General features: G+C 51.9%; 17 protein-coding genes. 9 read left to right on the top strand and 8 right to left on the bottom strand.

Annotation, left to right across the window (positions count from 1 at the left end; all coding sequences use genetic code 11):
- Positions 1-17: 17 nt before the first annotated feature.
- A complete protein-coding gene (yunB, locus tag ACH6EH_RS11965; protein WP_397332467.1) occupies positions 18-1,016 on the top strand; it encodes a sporulation protein YunB in 999 nt (332 codons plus the stop codon).
- Between the two features lie 21 nt (positions 1,017-1,037).
- Here yunB and ACH6EH_RS11970 read toward each other — a convergent pair whose 3' ends face one another.
- Entirely contained in the window at positions 1,038-2,123 is a 1,086-nt protein-coding gene (locus ACH6EH_RS11970; RefSeq protein WP_397332468.1) for a M23 family metallopeptidase, read from the bottom strand.
- Between the two features lie 195 nt (positions 2,124-2,318).
- On the opposite strand from ACH6EH_RS11970, the gene lipA reads away from it, so the two are divergent.
- Both lipA and ACH6EH_RS11980 read left to right on the top strand, forming a co-directional pair.
- Positions 2,319-3,215 carry a lipoyl synthase gene (lipA, locus tag ACH6EH_RS11975; protein ID WP_138226950.1) on the top strand — a complete coding sequence of 299 codons (897 nt, stop codon included), beginning with the start codon at positions 2,319-2,321 and terminating at the stop codon, positions 3,213-3,215.
- A gap of 37 nt (positions 3,216-3,252) precedes the next feature.
- Positions 3,253-3,900 carry a YutD family protein gene (locus ACH6EH_RS11980; protein ID WP_397332469.1) on the top strand — a complete coding sequence of 216 codons (648 nt, stop codon included), beginning with the start codon at positions 3,253-3,255 and terminating at the stop codon, positions 3,898-3,900.
- 110 nt (positions 3,901-4,010) lie between these two features.
- Here ACH6EH_RS11980 and ACH6EH_RS11985 read toward each other — a convergent pair whose 3' ends face one another.
- Positions 4,011-4,814 (bottom strand): NAD kinase, encoded by an 804-nt coding sequence (locus ACH6EH_RS11985; protein WP_138226948.1) that lies wholly within the window; start codon positions 4,812-4,814, stop codon positions 4,011-4,013.
- A 66-nt stretch (positions 4,815-4,880) separates the two neighbouring features.
- Positions 4,881-6,104 carry a sporulation integral membrane protein YlbJ gene (ylbJ, locus tag ACH6EH_RS11990; protein ID WP_397332470.1) on the bottom strand — a complete coding sequence of 408 codons (1,224 nt, stop codon included), beginning with the start codon at positions 6,102-6,104 and terminating at the stop codon, positions 4,881-4,883.
- Positions 6,105-6,543: 439 nt separating this feature from the next.
- Between ylbJ and ACH6EH_RS11995 the strand changes: the two genes are divergently transcribed.
- Both ACH6EH_RS11995 and ACH6EH_RS12000 read left to right on the top strand, forming a co-directional pair.
- A complete protein-coding gene (locus ACH6EH_RS11995; protein WP_397332471.1) occupies positions 6,544-6,921 on the top strand; it encodes a globin domain-containing protein in 378 nt (125 codons plus the stop codon).
- 35 nt (positions 6,922-6,956) lie between these two features.
- Positions 6,957-7,661, top strand: coding sequence for a DUF2225 domain-containing protein (locus ACH6EH_RS12000; protein ID WP_397332573.1), 705 nt, complete (start codon positions 6,957-6,959; stop codon positions 7,659-7,661).
- A 21-nt stretch (positions 7,662-7,682) separates the two neighbouring features.
- Here ACH6EH_RS12000 and ACH6EH_RS12005 read toward each other — a convergent pair whose 3' ends face one another.
- Together ACH6EH_RS12005 and ACH6EH_RS12010 are read right to left on the bottom strand one after the other, a co-directional pair.
- On the bottom strand, positions 7,683-7,913 hold the full coding sequence (locus ACH6EH_RS12005; RefSeq protein ID WP_397332472.1) for a hypothetical protein: 231 nt from the start codon (positions 7,911-7,913) through the stop codon (positions 7,683-7,685).
- Positions 7,910-8,092 (bottom strand): YycC family protein, encoded by a 183-nt coding sequence (locus ACH6EH_RS12010; protein WP_397332473.1) that lies wholly within the window; start codon positions 8,090-8,092, stop codon positions 7,910-7,912. Before ACH6EH_RS12010 ends, ACH6EH_RS12005 begins: the two co-directional genes overlap by 4 nt.
- Before the next feature lie 87 nt (positions 8,093-8,179).
- On the opposite strand from ACH6EH_RS12010, the gene ACH6EH_RS12015 reads away from it, so the two are divergent.
- Positions 8,180-9,979 carry a M3 family oligoendopeptidase gene (locus ACH6EH_RS12015; protein WP_397332474.1) on the top strand — a complete coding sequence of 600 codons (1,800 nt, stop codon included), beginning with the start codon at positions 8,180-8,182 and terminating at the stop codon, positions 9,977-9,979.
- A 249-nt stretch (positions 9,980-10,228) separates the two neighbouring features.
- A complete protein-coding gene (locus tag ACH6EH_RS12020; RefSeq protein WP_208203303.1) occupies positions 10,229-10,633 on the top strand; it encodes an O-methyltransferase in 405 nt (134 codons plus the stop codon).
- Positions 10,634-10,735: 102 nt separating this feature from the next.
- Here ACH6EH_RS12020 and ACH6EH_RS12025 read toward each other — a convergent pair whose 3' ends face one another.
- The 3 genes from ACH6EH_RS12025 to ACH6EH_RS12035 all read right to left on the bottom strand — a co-directional run bounded on the left by ACH6EH_RS12025 (position 10,736) and on the right by ACH6EH_RS12035 (position 12,410).
- The gene (locus ACH6EH_RS12025) at positions 10,736-10,975 is read right to left on the bottom strand and encodes an alpha/beta-type small acid-soluble spore protein (RefSeq protein ID WP_138227870.1); all 240 of its coding nucleotides are present in this window, start codon (positions 10,973-10,975) and stop codon (positions 10,736-10,738) included.
- A gap of 172 nt (positions 10,976-11,147) precedes the next feature.
- Positions 11,148-12,128 carry an aldose 1-epimerase gene (locus ACH6EH_RS12030; RefSeq protein ID WP_397332475.1) on the bottom strand — a complete coding sequence of 327 codons (981 nt, stop codon included), beginning with the start codon at positions 12,126-12,128 and terminating at the stop codon, positions 11,148-11,150.
- 105 nt (positions 12,129-12,233) lie between these two features.
- Positions 12,234-12,410, bottom strand: a complete 177-nt coding sequence (locus ACH6EH_RS12035; RefSeq protein WP_175415347.1) for a hypothetical protein — start codon at positions 12,408-12,410, stop codon at positions 12,234-12,236.
- A 122-nt stretch (positions 12,411-12,532) separates the two neighbouring features.
- On the opposite strand from ACH6EH_RS12035, the gene ACH6EH_RS12040 reads away from it, so the two are divergent.
- Both ACH6EH_RS12040 and ACH6EH_RS12045 read left to right on the top strand, forming a co-directional pair.
- Positions 12,533-12,757, top strand: a complete 225-nt coding sequence (locus ACH6EH_RS12040) for an alpha/beta-type small acid-soluble spore protein (protein WP_138226941.1) — start codon at positions 12,533-12,535, stop codon at positions 12,755-12,757.
- A gap of 251 nt (positions 12,758-13,008) precedes the next feature.
- Positions 13,009-13,629: an SCO family protein gene (locus tag ACH6EH_RS12045; protein WP_138227869.1), complete on the top strand. Its 621-nt coding sequence runs from the start codon at positions 13,009-13,011 to the stop codon at positions 13,627-13,629.
- Positions 13,630-13,649 lie beyond the last annotated feature (20 nt).

The raw sequence follows: 13,649 nt of genomic DNA on the forward strand, positions 1-13,649 counted from the left end.
AGGGAGGAGAGAGTGAGATGTTTCGACGAAAAAAATGGGGAAGCCGCCGGCTGTCTCTATCCTGGCGGGGCTGGCCCAAGCGCAACCGGCATAAAAGCTACCGCAAATCGGCATACCGCCCGGTGCGAAGCCGACATGGAGGCAAGCCGGCGTCTGCCGGCTGGGCACCGCCGGACAAGGGAAAGGGATTGCGCCTGAAGGTGCGGCGCAGGTGGTGGATCGGCGTTGTTTTTTTGGTGCTGTTCGGGGTGTTTCAGTTGTTTCTGTATGTTGAGCGGAATCTGAAGCCGCCCATCATGCACCTCGCTCAAATTCGGGTGAAGCAGATTGCGACAGAAGCGATTAACAAGGCGATTACGAGCCAGGTGACAGATGGCAAAACCTTTGATGATCTGGTGAATTGGAAGACAGACAGCACGGGTAAGGTGACCGGCTTTATGCTGAATTATGCGGAGCATTTGAAGATAACCTCGTTTACTACGGAGCTGGTGCAGGAGACGCTGGAGTCAATTCATGAGCAAAAAGAGCATATCCCGCTCGGGCAGGTGCTCAAAAGTCCAGTCGTTGCTTCCTTCGGACCGAAAATTCCGGTCAAGATTGAGCCCCAGGGCGCGGTCAAGGTGCAGCTGGACACCCGCCAGCAGGAAGCGGGCATTAACATGATTCTGGTTGAGGTGTTCGTTCATATTGTGACAGAGGTTGCCGTCGTTGTGCCCTTTGATATGGAGCCGCAGGTGGTGGAGACCGATATTCCGATCTCTTATATGCTGGTGGTCGGGGATGTGCCCATGTATTATTATAACGGTCAAGGCAAGCCGGTGGGCAATAACAGCGCAGGTGCTCCCAGCATTGCAATCCCGTCACCAGGGCTTACGTCACCGGATGCGGGAGATATCAAGCCTTCAAGCCCTTCTGCTCCGTCAGGGAATGAGATCGTGCCGCAGCCAGGTGTCGAAGGCCAGACGGAGGGAACTGAAGGCAGCGGCGAGGTCGGAGGGAATCTGGAGCATGAATAACAAACAAACGCGCAGCTGCTTTTAGCGGCGCGTTTGTTTGCTGTTCTGAAGTGCGCGGCGTTCCTGCAGCTCCCATTGCTTCAAGAGCGGATAAGGATCAAAGGACCACTCGCTGAGGCCGGTATCCCGGTAGATGCCGTAATGAAGGTGAGGCGGGAATTTGCCGGAGGTACCGGGCTTTCCGTATCCCGAGCTGCCAACCCAGCCAATAGTTTGACCCGGCGTGACGACATCGCCGGCTTGAAGGCTTTTTTCAAATCCTTGCAGATGGGCGTAGTAATGATAATGATTGTTCAGATCGCGAATGCCGATTCTCCAGCCGCCGAAACGGTTCCAGCCCTTGAGCTCCACGATGCCGTAGCAGGTGCTGCGCACCGTCACGCCATAGCGGGCAAACAGGTCGGTGCCCTCATGGATCCGCCGGCCCCCGTAGCTTCTGCCCATACCGTAGGTGCTTCGATAGGAATAATCGCTTTTGACCGGAAGCGGGAAGGCATGGGCAAACAGATTGAGCTTGCCATGCGTCTCATACAGCTTTCCATACTGCAGAATGCGCTGTACAGCCCGTCCGTTCTGATAATAGGCCCACAGGCCATTGGCAAAGTCATCCTCATGTGGACCATAGGCGGCCAGACGAGAGGCAACGCTGTAAAGAAGGTCGGTATCATTATTTGGATCGGCGGCCCCGTCTCCGTCTCCATCTTGTCCAAGGCCGGAGTACATTTCAATGGTAAAGGGATGGGTGTCCTCAGGAACGGGATTAAGCGGCCCTGCCCAAGCGGTCAGCGGGACGAAGATTCCGATGTGTCGCTCGGGATGCTTCCGGTCCTTAGGATGGACAGCTGTCAGCGTTCGCTCATACTGGTCGATGGCCGCAAGGCGGTACCAGGGAACCTGAGTGACGGCAGCAATACGCTCGTAAAGCTGCATCCGGTACGTAAAGGGGTCATCCTTCGCGCTCGAAGGCGATGAGGACTGCGCTGCCGGCTTGTCCGGCAAGGCTGCCCAGCTTTCAGCCGGCCAGGCCGATAAGGCTGCAGAGGCCATCACCAAGGCTGCAATCCGGCAGGTCCAGCGCCGTAAACGCCTATGAGTTGCTTTTTTCATGATCTGTCCTCCTGGTTCAATCGCGGTATACACGCATCCATGCCTGCCTGTAGGGTGTATCGAGAGGGCTGATTTTATCCATGCCGGGGATAGATCAATCCTATAGCGACAAGGATAGGTAATCTAAGGGTTTTCATGATATAATATGTGAAAGTTCATGCAAACCATTACCTTAAATGAAAGAAGGTTTCTTTCTTGGCCAAAACGAAAGACAGCAAACCGAAGCCGGAATGGATCAAGATCAAGCTCACTACGGGTGATAACTATAAAGAAATCAAAAATATGATGCGCTCCAAGACACTGCATACCGTGTGCGAGGAAGCACGCTGCCCCAACATTTATGAATGCTGGGCGAACCGAACCGCTACTTTTATGATCTTGGGGGACATCTGCACGCGGGCCTGCCGCTTCTGTGCCGTCAATACAGGCCTGCCGACGGAGCTGGATCTGCAAGAGCCGGAGCGCGTCGCGGAGGCCGCTGAGCAGATGAATCTGCAGCACTGCGTCGTAACGAGTGTGGCACGGGATGACTTGAAGGATGGCGGTGCGATGATCTTTGCCGAGACGGTGAAGGCAATCCGCAAGCGTCTGCCGCTGTGCAGTGTCGAGGTGCTCATCCCTGACTTTATGGGCGATGAGGAATCGCTGCGGATTGTCATGAATGCCAAGCCTGATATTTTGAATCATAATATTGAAACGGTGGAGCGCCTTTCGGATCGGGTGCGGGCGAAAGCGAAATATGAACGTTCTCTGGAGCTGCTTCGCCGGGCTAAAGCTATGCAGCCGAGCATTCCGACCAAATCCAGTATTATGCTGGGCGTAGGAGAGGAATGGGATGAAATTTTGGGAGCGATGGATGACCTTCGCGCCGCAGATTGCGATATCATGACCATCGGGCAATACTTACAGCCTACACAGAAGCATCTGGACGTTGAGAAATATTATACTCCTGAAGAGTTTGCGAAGCTGAAGGAAGAAGGCCTGAGCCGCGGCTTTAGCCATGTGGAGTCTGGTCCGCTCGTGCGGAGCTCATATCATGCTCATGAGCAGGTTCGCTCTGCAGAACGTCGAAAGGAAGAGACCGCCCTTTAGGAGTAGGGGTCTGGCCGGGAAAGGCAGGGGAAAGAATGTGATTGTGATCGGGAACAAAAGCTATGAGCTTGTTGTAGATTACCGCAGTGGCTGGAATCCGGAAGTATTCCGGGACCGGTATAGTGAAGTGCTGGAAAGGTACGATTATATTGTGGGGGACTGGGGATACAATCAGCTTCGGCTCAAGGGCTTCTACCGCGATAATCACCCCAAGGCGACCAGAGATTCCAGCTTCTCGACATTGTCGGATTATATCAATGAATATTGTAATTTCGGCTGTGCGTACTTTGTTCTTCACAAAAGCAAGGAGATCAAGGATCCCAAGGAATTAAGGGAGCTGAAGGAGACGCTGAACCAGGAAGCAGCGGCGGCTTCTAGTGAGGAGGAGCCGGAGGAGGCTTCGGCACCGCCGGCCAAGGTCATGGCAGCATCACCAAGGGAGGATTTATCGCGGGTAGCCGAAAGATCCCCTTCCCGTAATCAGGAGCGGGAAGTGAAGGAGGGGACCGAGCCGCAGTCCCGCTCCAAGAATGGCAAGGAGCCTCGGGAGGGACGAGAGTCCCGAGGCGGAAGACCGCAAAAGCCCTGGAAAGACGCCAAGCCGAGGGAAGGCAAGGAACGACGGGATCGCAGAGAGGCGCGTTCTGCCTCCAAGCCGAGCCGGAGCCAGGATCCCCAGAACTAAAGCGAAGACGCATTGCCGCTGTCTGGCAGTCCATAAATAAAATCACGAAACATAAAAGTGGAGATCCCGGGACAAGCCCGGGATCTCCACTTTTATGTCTGGCAGCCGCACTAGCCAAGGAATGCATCACGTACCCGATTCCAGAATGGAAACGGCCGGTAGCGGGCAAAGCTGACCTGCTGCTCGGCGACCTGACAGCGCACAGAGATGAGGTCATCAATCGGAATATTGTTATGATCCACCGTTAACAATAGCCGCTGGTCCTTGCGGGAAAAAATATCGCAATGATGGTGCTTTGGCAGCAGCAGCGGCGACCCCAGTGTGCGGAAAATCCGATTGTTAATAGATGCAATTTCCGCAATCTGCAAGGCATCGATGGAAGGATGCACCATGGCGCCGCCGACACTCTTGTTATAAGCTGTACTGCCGGATGGGGTGGATATACAGATGCCATCGCCCCGGAACATCTCGAACGTGACATCATTGATGTCGATCTGGGCAACGACCGTTCCATCGACACCCTTGAGCGTAAATTCATTCAAGGCAATATAAGAGGCAGAGCCGGATTTCTTGTGGATTTCCAGCTGAACCAAAGGATATTTAACGAAGCGGGGCTTCGTTCCCTTCGGTTCTCCTTCCCCGCTCATCATATCAACAAGCTTCTCGATTTCATCGGCTTTCCAGTCTGCATAGAAGCCCAGATGCCCAGTATGCACCCCGACAAAAGCGAGATCGGGAATCCGGTCAATGAACGTGTGAAAGGCATGCAGCATGGTGCCATCTCCACCGATAGAAACTACGATCTCCGGGGATTCCGCGTCCAGCTGAAAGCCCCGTTGTCCCGCCAGCTTATGAAATTGTTGACTTAATTCGACTGACAAGGGATCACCGCGGTCCAGAACATAGTATCTCAAGTCGATAAGCTCCTTTAAAAAGATTATATAACGATGATAATCAATCTTGTGACAGAAAACAATGCTTCACGATTTCAATTTGCGCAATTTACGCGAGATCCAATACACCGCCTCTGTGATAATCACAACACCTAACAGCAATGTGAGCAGCAGGCTAAACCAGGCCATGTAATGGGTATAACCGCTCAGAGCCCCATCAGAAACAGGAACTGGCGTGAATACAGGCTCGGCTTCTCCCATAAATGGACCCCATAAGATCAGCACGGCGGTGAAAGCCATGGCCCCATGAAGAAGCCTGGCCCCCATAAAGGGCAAGTAACGCAGATTGGTGGAATGAAGGATACTGGCAATTTGGGCATGCACCGAAAGGCCTCCCCACGACAGCACGAAAGCAGCCACGGCAGCCTTATAGATCAAAGGTACAGCTTCGCCAGCGCCTCCAGCATATTTAGCCCCCAGTGTGACCTCGAATAAGCCTCCCATAAGGGCCATGCTGAGCTGCTCGGGAGCGCCCGCTGCCATCAGCAGCTGGCCAAGCACTGCATTGATCGCAGACAGAACACCAGCCTGGGTCCAAAGCTCCAGAAATACAGAAAAGAAAACGACGAGTCCGCCGACGACCACCATCAGCTGCAGCGAGGACTGAATGGCTTCTGTCAGCAGCACACCCAGCGGCCGACCGTCAGCGCTTCTGGCCGCATGCATGTCCAGGACGGCGCGCTTAAGGCGGCTGCCCTTCATGCTGTGCTTCTGCGCGGGAGAAGAGGACGAGCTTTGATCGCCATGAAATCGCATCAGCAATCCGACGAGCAGTCCGCTTCCGTAATGAGCGATCGCCAGAATGAGTGCCAGCTCGGTGCTGTGAAAAAAGCCGACAGAGACAGCGCCGATTAAAAAAATAGGATCTGAGGAGGTGGTGAACGCGACCAGGCGCTCTCCCTCTTCCCGCGTAATCATCTTCTGCTCCCACAGCTTGGCCGTCAGCTTGGCGCCTACCGGGTAGCCGGACACGTAGCCCATAGCGGCGACGAAGCCGCCGCAGCCGGGAATGCGGAATAAGGGCCTCATCCAGGGATCCAGAAGGGTGCCGATCAGATGGACCACGCCGAAGCCAAGCAGCACCTCCGAGATGACAAAAAACGGAAAGAGGGAGGGGAACAAAACGTCCCACCATATGGAAAGTCCGCGTACCGCAGCTTGCAGGGCAGACTCCGGAAATATTGCCATCAGAAGGATGAGGCTGAGCATCAAGGCCGTAAATATAGGAAATCCGAGCTTTTTAATAGGCATGATGCACTTGAATCCCCCCAGTAAAGACAGTAATAGGTCCCATTGCAATCATGGGAGGCTCTGATCCACTGTATGCAGTTATGAGGACAAACAGTACAAAAAGACCTAGAAAGCGGTTACAAAAAAGCTTTATTTTTGTGAGTATTATGCTATAATTAAAACCATCAAAGCACATCTTAAGTAACGATGAAACAGAGATGGAGTGATGATTATGAGTATAGTGACCGGATTGCTGGTATGCGCGTTTGTTTATGTGATACGGGCTTCGCTGGGTCGTCAAAGTGAAGAAGACTGGAGAAGCTACTGATAAGGAGCAAGGGGCTAAACATTGAGTTTAGCTCTTTTTTTGTGTCTGGGGGTACGGTTAGACGTTTGCGGCAGGTTTGATATAATGGAGAAGCATAACGAGTTGTGTGAAAGACAGGAGATGATATATACCATGGACCCAAGTCTTAGTCTGTATGATCAGCTGGGAGGAGCAGAGGGAGTTCGAGCTTTAGTGGAGGCATTCTATCCAAGAGTACAGCAGAATGCCGTGCTGGCGCCTCTGTTTCCTGAAGATATCGAGCCGGTTATGGAGAAGCAATATATGTTTCTGAGCCAATTCTTTGGCGGGCCCGCTTTGTTCTCGGAAGCCTTTGGCCATCCTATGATGCGAGCAAGGCATATGAAGTTTACCATCACGGATGGACATGCTGATGTATGGCTGCATTGCATGGCTCATGCCCTGCGGGATGTAGGTATTCAAGAACCGCTGGCCAGCTTCGTGCTGGACCGGCTGTCCGGGCCTGCCCGGCATTTTGTGAACAGCTATTAATGCGCGAACGCGCGGGGGACAGGGATGTCATGAGCATGGCAATGGAGCCGCTGTATAAAATTAAAGTAGCATGTCCTTATTGTGAGCATGAGTTTGAGACCTCTAGGGTTCGGCCCAGCCTGAAGAAGGCGTACCGGAGTGATTCAGATTTCTGCGGTTATTACAAAAATGAGAATCCGGACTTCTACGTCGTCCGGGTATGCCCCTCCTGCGGATTCGCCTTTACCGAGCATTCTGTGACCAGTCTGAATGACGCGCAGCGAGCCGCATTTCATGATCAGGTCGGAAGGCGCTGGAATACGCGGGACTTCGGCGGGGCGCGGAGGCTGGAGGAAGCGCTGGAAACATACAAGCTGGCTCTGCTGTGTGCCCAGGCCATCCGAGAAAAGGACAGGATTGTGGCGAGCCTGCTGCAGCATATTGCCTGGCTGTACCGGTATCAAAATGATGTGGAGCAGGAGCAGCGCTTCCTGAAGTACAGTCTGGAGGCGTATGTTCGCTGCTATGAATATGAAGGCTTTACTGGAAATGATGCGCGGCTGCTATATCTGATCGGAGAGCTTAACCGCAGGGTCGGCCGATACCGGGAAGCCGTGCAATGGTTCTCCAGAGTCGTACAGGATCAGAAAATTACCGATGCCGCGATGATCCGCGCCTCCAGAGAACAATGGGCTCTGCTCCGGGAGCAGATGATGGCCGAGGAGGCACAACAGGAGACGGATGCTCCGGCTTCGTCTTAATCTCGCGGTCGGTGCACGAGACTACCTTAGAGCCTGATCGGTCAGAATATAATCTCCATCGCTGTCCACCACAGTAACCTTATTGTGGCAGCAGGGGAAGATGAGCAGCTTCTTCTTACCCTCCCGTACGCTGGTGAGCTCCTTCGGCTTCATGGGCAGCAGCACATTATCGGCTCCGCAGAAAGGACAGCTCTGGACGTATACATCCTTGGAGACGACATCATAAGGCCATGTGTTGGAAAAAGGGATCATGATTCCTTCCCGTCCTTGTTCTCCGGGCTTTCCTGTTCCGAATGATTGTCGGATTGGGAAAGCTCGGCGATTTTTTGCATGAGGATATGCTGGGGCATATGCATCAGGTTCTCGAGCGGAATCCCGAGCTTTTTCGATAAAGCCAGCGCCGTTTCGGCGGAAATTTGTAAGGGTCTCATTACATTCGCTCCTTTGTTCTTATGATTGCAAAGCACTTCTATTAGTTATACACTGATGAATCCAATTTGGAAAGGTTGATGAACAGGATGAAGCATCCGTTGCGCCAGACATGGGATCTGGATACGATATTTCCGGGAGGCTCAGCCTCCAGTGAGTTTGAAGCCTTTATCCAAGGGCTGGAGCAGGATATCAAGCTGCTTCAGGAGCAAGTGAAGTCGGCATCCATACCACAGACACTGGAGGAAGCAGCCGGACTGGAGGGCATTGTGGAGCTGCTGGAGCAGTGCACGGCCAAGGGCAGTGAAGCCCGCTCTTTTGTCAGCTGCCTGTCTGCACAGGATCAAAGCGATAAGAAGGCCAACCAGTTATCGGGCCGAATCACGGGTCTTCTTGCTTCCTTTCAGAGTGCTGCAGTACAGTTCAGTACTTTACTGCGTGATATTGACGATACCTTGTTTCATGACTGGATGGCTAAGGATAACATGGCACCGCTCTCTTTTACCTTAGGTGAAAGCCGCAGCCGGGCCCGGGAGAAGATGAGTCCTGAGCTGGAAAGCCTAGCTCTGTCTTTGTCTGTAGACGGCTATCACGGATGGGGAGATTTCTATAACACCATCGTGAGCCATATTCAGATTCCTTTTGAAGAGAATGGTGAACTGCGTATGCTCTCCGCAGGCCAGGCTGCCAATAAGCTGAGCCATCCCGACAAGGAGGTTCGCAGGGAAGTATTCCAGAAATGGGAAGAGGCCTGGAGTGCCTCGGAAGACTATTGTGCTGATACATTAAACCATCTGTCCGGGTTCCGACTCAAGCTGTATGAGGCCCGTGGCTGGGACCAGGTGCTGAAGGAGCCTTTGGCAGTTAACCGGATGTCGCAGGAGACGCTGGATGCGATGTGGTCCGTCGTGCAAAGCACGAAACCGCTGCTGGTGGAGTTCCTGAACCGCAAGGCCCAGCTGCTCGGTATGGATCAGCTCTCCTGGGAGGATGTAGATGCACCGCTGCAAACCTCGGAAGTCAAGATCAGCTACGATGATGCTGCGGAAAGCATCGTCCGCCAGTTCCGTGCCTTTAGCCCGAGAATGGCGGATTTTGCCCAGATGGCCTTTGATAAGAACTGGATTGAGGTGGAGGATCGCCCTGGCAAGCGCCCTGGAGGCTTCTGCACCTCACTGAAGCACAGCAATCAGACGCGGATTTTTATGACCTACAGCGGCACGGCCTCCAATGTATCTACCTTGGCTCATGAGCTGGGGCATGCGTATCATCAGCATTTGATGACCGAGCTTCCGGTACTGAACCAGAGCTATGCCATGAATGTGGCTGAGACGGCCTCGACCTTTGCGGAGATGATTGTGTCCGATGCCCAGGTCAAAGGAGCTCAGCAGGAGGAGGAGCGTTTGGCGCTCTTAGAAGAAAAAATTAACCGCAGCGTGGCATTTTTTATGAACATTCATGCCCGGTTCTTGTTTGAAACCACGTTTTATGAGCAGCGCAAGCAGGGCATCCTGACGGCGTCCGAGATCAGCAATCTCATGGAGCAGGCTCAGAAAGAAGCTTACCTGAATGCATTGTCCGGCTATCATCCGCATTTCTGGGCCTCCAAGCTGCACTTCTATATTACAGGCGTGCCGTTCTACAACTTCCCGTATACATTTGGGTATATGTTCAGCGCCGGCTTGTACGCACTTGCTTTGGAGCAGGGCGAAGCTTTTGCTGAACGATATGATGCATTGCTGCAGGATACCGGCATACTGCCTGTGGAGGAGCTGGCGCAAAAGCATCTGGGCGTAGATCTGACACGTCCGGATTTCTGGCAAAAAGCAGCTTCATCTTGCGAGCAGGATATTCGTCAATTTCTGCAGATGACTCAGAATATGGTGTAGAATGATGATTTAAATATGAAAGCGGTATGCAGGAGAGGTCACAGGCTGGCCTCTTTTTTTTGTCATATTAAAGAATAAAATGACATAAAAAAACGAAATATGAATGTGTTAAATATGCAAAAGTAGGGATAAATACCCAATTATGTTGTAAATTGTTGATGGATTTTGAAGCTTGTCCTATAATGAGTCACAAGCCCTAGTAAAAGGCTGAAATACCTAATCATGATAGGAATGGAAAGGGGGAGGAAGATGATAAGATTAGAGCAGTTATCTCTTGCAAGGCAGCTGGATCTCGTGTTTAAGGAGCTGGAGGAGGAATTGGCCGGACTGAACTCAGGTACCGTGTTTGTGCAAATACGAAACAATGTCATTGGCAAATTCGGTATTCGCCATAATCCGCTTGCAGGCCGGAACGGTGTAATAACACCAGCGGGCTGCGGCTTGACACCGGTGCAGCAAAGCTCTTTTCGCAGCATGGCACTTGAGAGCCTGAATCATAAGCGTCGCTGGACCCATGGCGAGATCAGCTATGAGTTCACCATTCAGCAAGGCATCGTGCTCGTGGATGCGGTACTGGAATCTAATTACAACATGGCAAACATGATGATTCGTTATAGCAGGCCGGCTGTATCCGATGCAGCTGCAGAATATTGATTTAGCCCTTATTTCTTTTATTATGTACATACGAAAGAGGCGGATCTTTGGGGAGAAGACCGCCTCTTTCTCATTCTCATCATCTGGAGGGAAGAGAATCAATTACGAGTTAGAACGACCCGACAATTGCTGCTCTGCCATTTGTACCAGACGCTTTGTGATGTATCCTCCCAAAGAACCGGTTTCACGGGAAGTGTAATGACCCATGTAACCGTCTTGAGGAATACTTACGCCCAGTTCTTGTGCAGCCTCATATTTCATTTGCTGCAGACCCGCATTAGCTTGAGGAACAACCAGGTTGTTCGAGCTTCTGTTACGGCGACCTTGTCCGTTTTGACCCATGCCCATCTCTGTCACCTCCTTCATTGCTGATGAGGATATTATGGTTGAAAGTCCTGCTTCTCATGCGCTATAGAGAGAATCAGAAGTCTGGTAATATTAGCCGTTCATGAAATAAGCTGCCCTTCGCGAGTGTGAGACCGCAAGGACAGCTAAATCGTTGAAAGGCTTCAGACTATGAAGAGGATTCCGGGCGGCGGATCTGAAGCGTGGTTACGAGCTCTACCGAAGAGCCGGGAAGAAGCTCAATCAGGCCTGTCTCTTCCTTGCTCAGTGGCAGGTTCGGTGCATTAGGCAGCCACGTATAGGGCTCTATACATAAGAAGTCCTGCGCTTCGCCCTTCGTATACAGCACCCAGTGCTTGAACAAGGACGAATCTCCAGAGTAGTGAAGCGTATACCCGTCATTTCGGGTAAGAACAGCTTCAGCAGGCTGATTCTCCTGAAGCTTGAATATCGTATCCAGATTCGAGCCGGCAAGGCTCATTCCATGTTGTAGCTCGGCAAGCTCATGAAGGGGGACGGTGCCGCCGGTGGGAACCTGCTCTTCATCCAGCTCGCATATATGATCTACCGGAAGCCTTAGCTGCCAGTTCTGGGGGCTTCCGTCCAGCAGAAACCACGTATGATATCCCATTCCGAAAGGAACCGGCGAAGAGCCGAGATTACTGACGCGTAGCCGCTGCTGCAGCGTCGTTTCTTGAAGATGAAACACCATTTGCAGCTTCAGGGGCTCTGGGAGCTGCTGCAGCCAATGAGGGTCATCGCTGGTATGAAGCTCTGTTGTCACGGAGCAGCCTTCCTCGTCTTCCTCAATATCACTGACGCACCAGGCCTGAGTCCGGTGCAGGCCATGTATATGATTATCGTTGACTGTATTCTGATCAAACTGATAATCCTGCCCGGCATATTGGAAGCGTCCTTTGGATATTCTTCCGGGCGGAATCAGCAGGGGCATGCCGAAATGGTAAGGTTTTTGCAGATAAAATGCCAGCTCGCTTTCGTCAGGTCTGCGAATAATCTGGCGCTCTTCGTGCAGGTCATTGATTCCGATCACATTGTTTCCGAGTCTGGGCAGAATTGTAACCTCGAGACTGCCGCTGTTAAGAGTATAGGTATCATAATCATTCCACTGACCCTTGGTCACCTGATTCATATCGATGCTCCTTCACCACATGGTTTCTTGCTCATTATATTCATCATTGTTCCATCATAACAGATTCGTTAGAAATGGCGGAAGCCCAAATGCACGGCTGGAGGATTACTCTTTGCCGGACCGGCGCAATCTTGCTTTGACGATAAAGCCCCATCCAATGTTCAGAATGGTCAGCACCCCTAAGCCTAGTGCAGCCCATATATTATGACTGAGCATAATGGAGGCGGCAGCCATCAGAACGATGGAGGAAGATGCAAACCACAGCGACAATCCCTTTCCCATATCCTATGACCTCCCTATAAATAATAATGTGAATTTCCCGTATAATGCTGCGAAGAGCGAGACATAATAAGCTTGCAAGCTTGCAAAAGACACAGACATCATTGAAGGGAGATATGTACAACATGGCACAAAGAGGATCCCGCAGTAATAATCTGGTTGTTCCCCAAGCGAGCGCAGCCTTGCAGCAGCTGAAGATGGAGGCCGCGCAAGAGCTGGGCGTCACAATTCCACAAGACGGCTACATGGGTCATTACACATCCCGTGAAACTGGTTCTTTGGGAGGATATATCACCAAGCGCCTCGTCCAATTGGCAGAGCAATCGCTTTCCGGACGCAGCAGTCAGTAACTTTATTAGGACTTGTGCATACCGCCCGAAGCGTCACGCTTCGGGTTTTTTGCTGCCCGCTAAATTGGGCTGCCTAGACAAATTGTGCCGTAATAGAAACGTTCCGTCAAGGACGAAAGCGTATAAAAGATGTCACGAAATTGTCATAGGAAGTTTGTCCGCCGGACTGTTTTTCCTGCCACAGGCTGCCTCCGTTATGGTACACTTTAATCCGTACATATTGTCACTTTAACGGTTAAGGAGAGCACATGATGTCGAATTTGCTTCAGAAATATAAATGGACCTGGCTTATTCTAGCTGTCTGTCTGATTGCGGCAGGGGCTTTATTGTTCAGTACTCTAGGTATTGGAAAAAGCAAGCTGCCGGTGATGGGGCAGGTAGCCGACTTCCAGATGGAGAATGTGGACGGATCGACGGTGACGCTGGATGATACGAAGGGAAAGGTGAGGCTGATGTATTTTTACTTCACCAGCTGCCCGGACGTATGTCCGCCAACCACCATGGTGTTATCTCAGGTTCAGAATGAGCTGAAGAAGGAGGAGGGCTTGTTTGGAGAGAAAGCTGCAATTCTGTCCTTCTCCTTCGATCCCGAGACCGATACCCCCGAAAAAATCAAAGCCTTCGGCGATCAGTTCTTCGCTGATTACAGTGGCTGGTATTTCCTGCGCGGCGACCAGGAGGAAACGCGGGATCTGATGCAGGGCTCGTTCAAGATACCGTTAATCGGGAACGAAACGAGTAATTTTTCTCATGGTAACCGGATTGCTCTGGTCGATGGAGATCACAATATACGCAAGCTGTACGACGCCACTGATCCTATGCAGGTCAAGGTGGAGGACATCGTCAAGGATCTCAAGAGCCTCGTTCAATAAATGATAAAAGGACGGTTCCT

Source organism: Paenibacillus sp. JSM ZJ436 (assembly GCF_044383795.1).
Taxonomy (GTDB): domain Bacteria; phylum Bacillota; class Bacilli; order Paenibacillales; family Paenibacillaceae; genus Paenibacillus_AQ; species Paenibacillus_AQ algicola.

Excerpts from the sequence above, each read along its gene's own strand:
- yunB (WP_397332467.1), top strand. The coding sequence starts at position 18 with ATGTTTCGACGAAAAAAATGGGGAAGCCGCCGGCTGTCTCTATCCTGG.
- ACH6EH_RS11970 (WP_397332468.1), bottom strand. The coding sequence starts at position 2,123 with ATGAAAAAAGCAACTCATAGGCGTTTACGGCGCTGGACCTGCCGGATT.
- ylbJ (WP_397332470.1), bottom strand. The coding sequence starts at position 6,104 with ATGCCTATTAAAAAGCTCGGATTTCCTATATTTACGGCCTTGATGCTC.
- ACH6EH_RS11995 (WP_397332471.1), top strand. The coding sequence starts at position 6,544 with ATGGACCCAAGTCTTAGTCTGTATGATCAGCTGGGAGGAGCAGAGGGA.
- ACH6EH_RS12000 (WP_397332573.1), top strand. The coding sequence starts at position 6,957 with ATGGCAATGGAGCCGCTGTATAAAATTAAAGTAGCATGTCCTTATTGT.
- ACH6EH_RS12005 (WP_397332472.1), bottom strand. The coding sequence starts at position 7,913 with ATGATCCCTTTTTCCAACACATGGCCTTATGATGTCGTCTCCAAGGAT.
- ACH6EH_RS12010 (WP_397332473.1), bottom strand. The coding sequence starts at position 8,092 with ATGAGACCCTTACAAATTTCCGCCGAAACGGCGCTGGCTTTATCGAAA.
- ACH6EH_RS12015 (WP_397332474.1), top strand. The coding sequence starts at position 8,180 with ATGAAGCATCCGTTGCGCCAGACATGGGATCTGGATACGATATTTCCG.
- ACH6EH_RS12020 (WP_208203303.1), top strand. The coding sequence starts at position 10,229 with ATGATAAGATTAGAGCAGTTATCTCTTGCAAGGCAGCTGGATCTCGTG.
- ACH6EH_RS12025 (WP_138227870.1), bottom strand. The coding sequence starts at position 10,975 with ATGGGTCAAAACGGACAAGGTCGCCGTAACAGAAGCTCGAACAACCTG.
- ACH6EH_RS12030 (WP_397332475.1), bottom strand. The coding sequence starts at position 12,128 with ATGAATCAGGTGACCAAGGGTCAGTGGAATGATTATGATACCTATACT.
- ACH6EH_RS12035 (WP_175415347.1), bottom strand. The coding sequence starts at position 12,410 with ATGGGAAAGGGATTGTCGCTGTGGTTTGCATCTTCCTCCATCGTTCTG.
- ACH6EH_RS12040 (WP_138226941.1), top strand. The coding sequence starts at position 12,533 with ATGGCACAAAGAGGATCCCGCAGTAATAATCTGGTTGTTCCCCAAGCG.
- ACH6EH_RS12045 (WP_138227869.1), top strand. The coding sequence starts at position 13,009 with ATGTCGAATTTGCTTCAGAAATATAAATGGACCTGGCTTATTCTAGCT.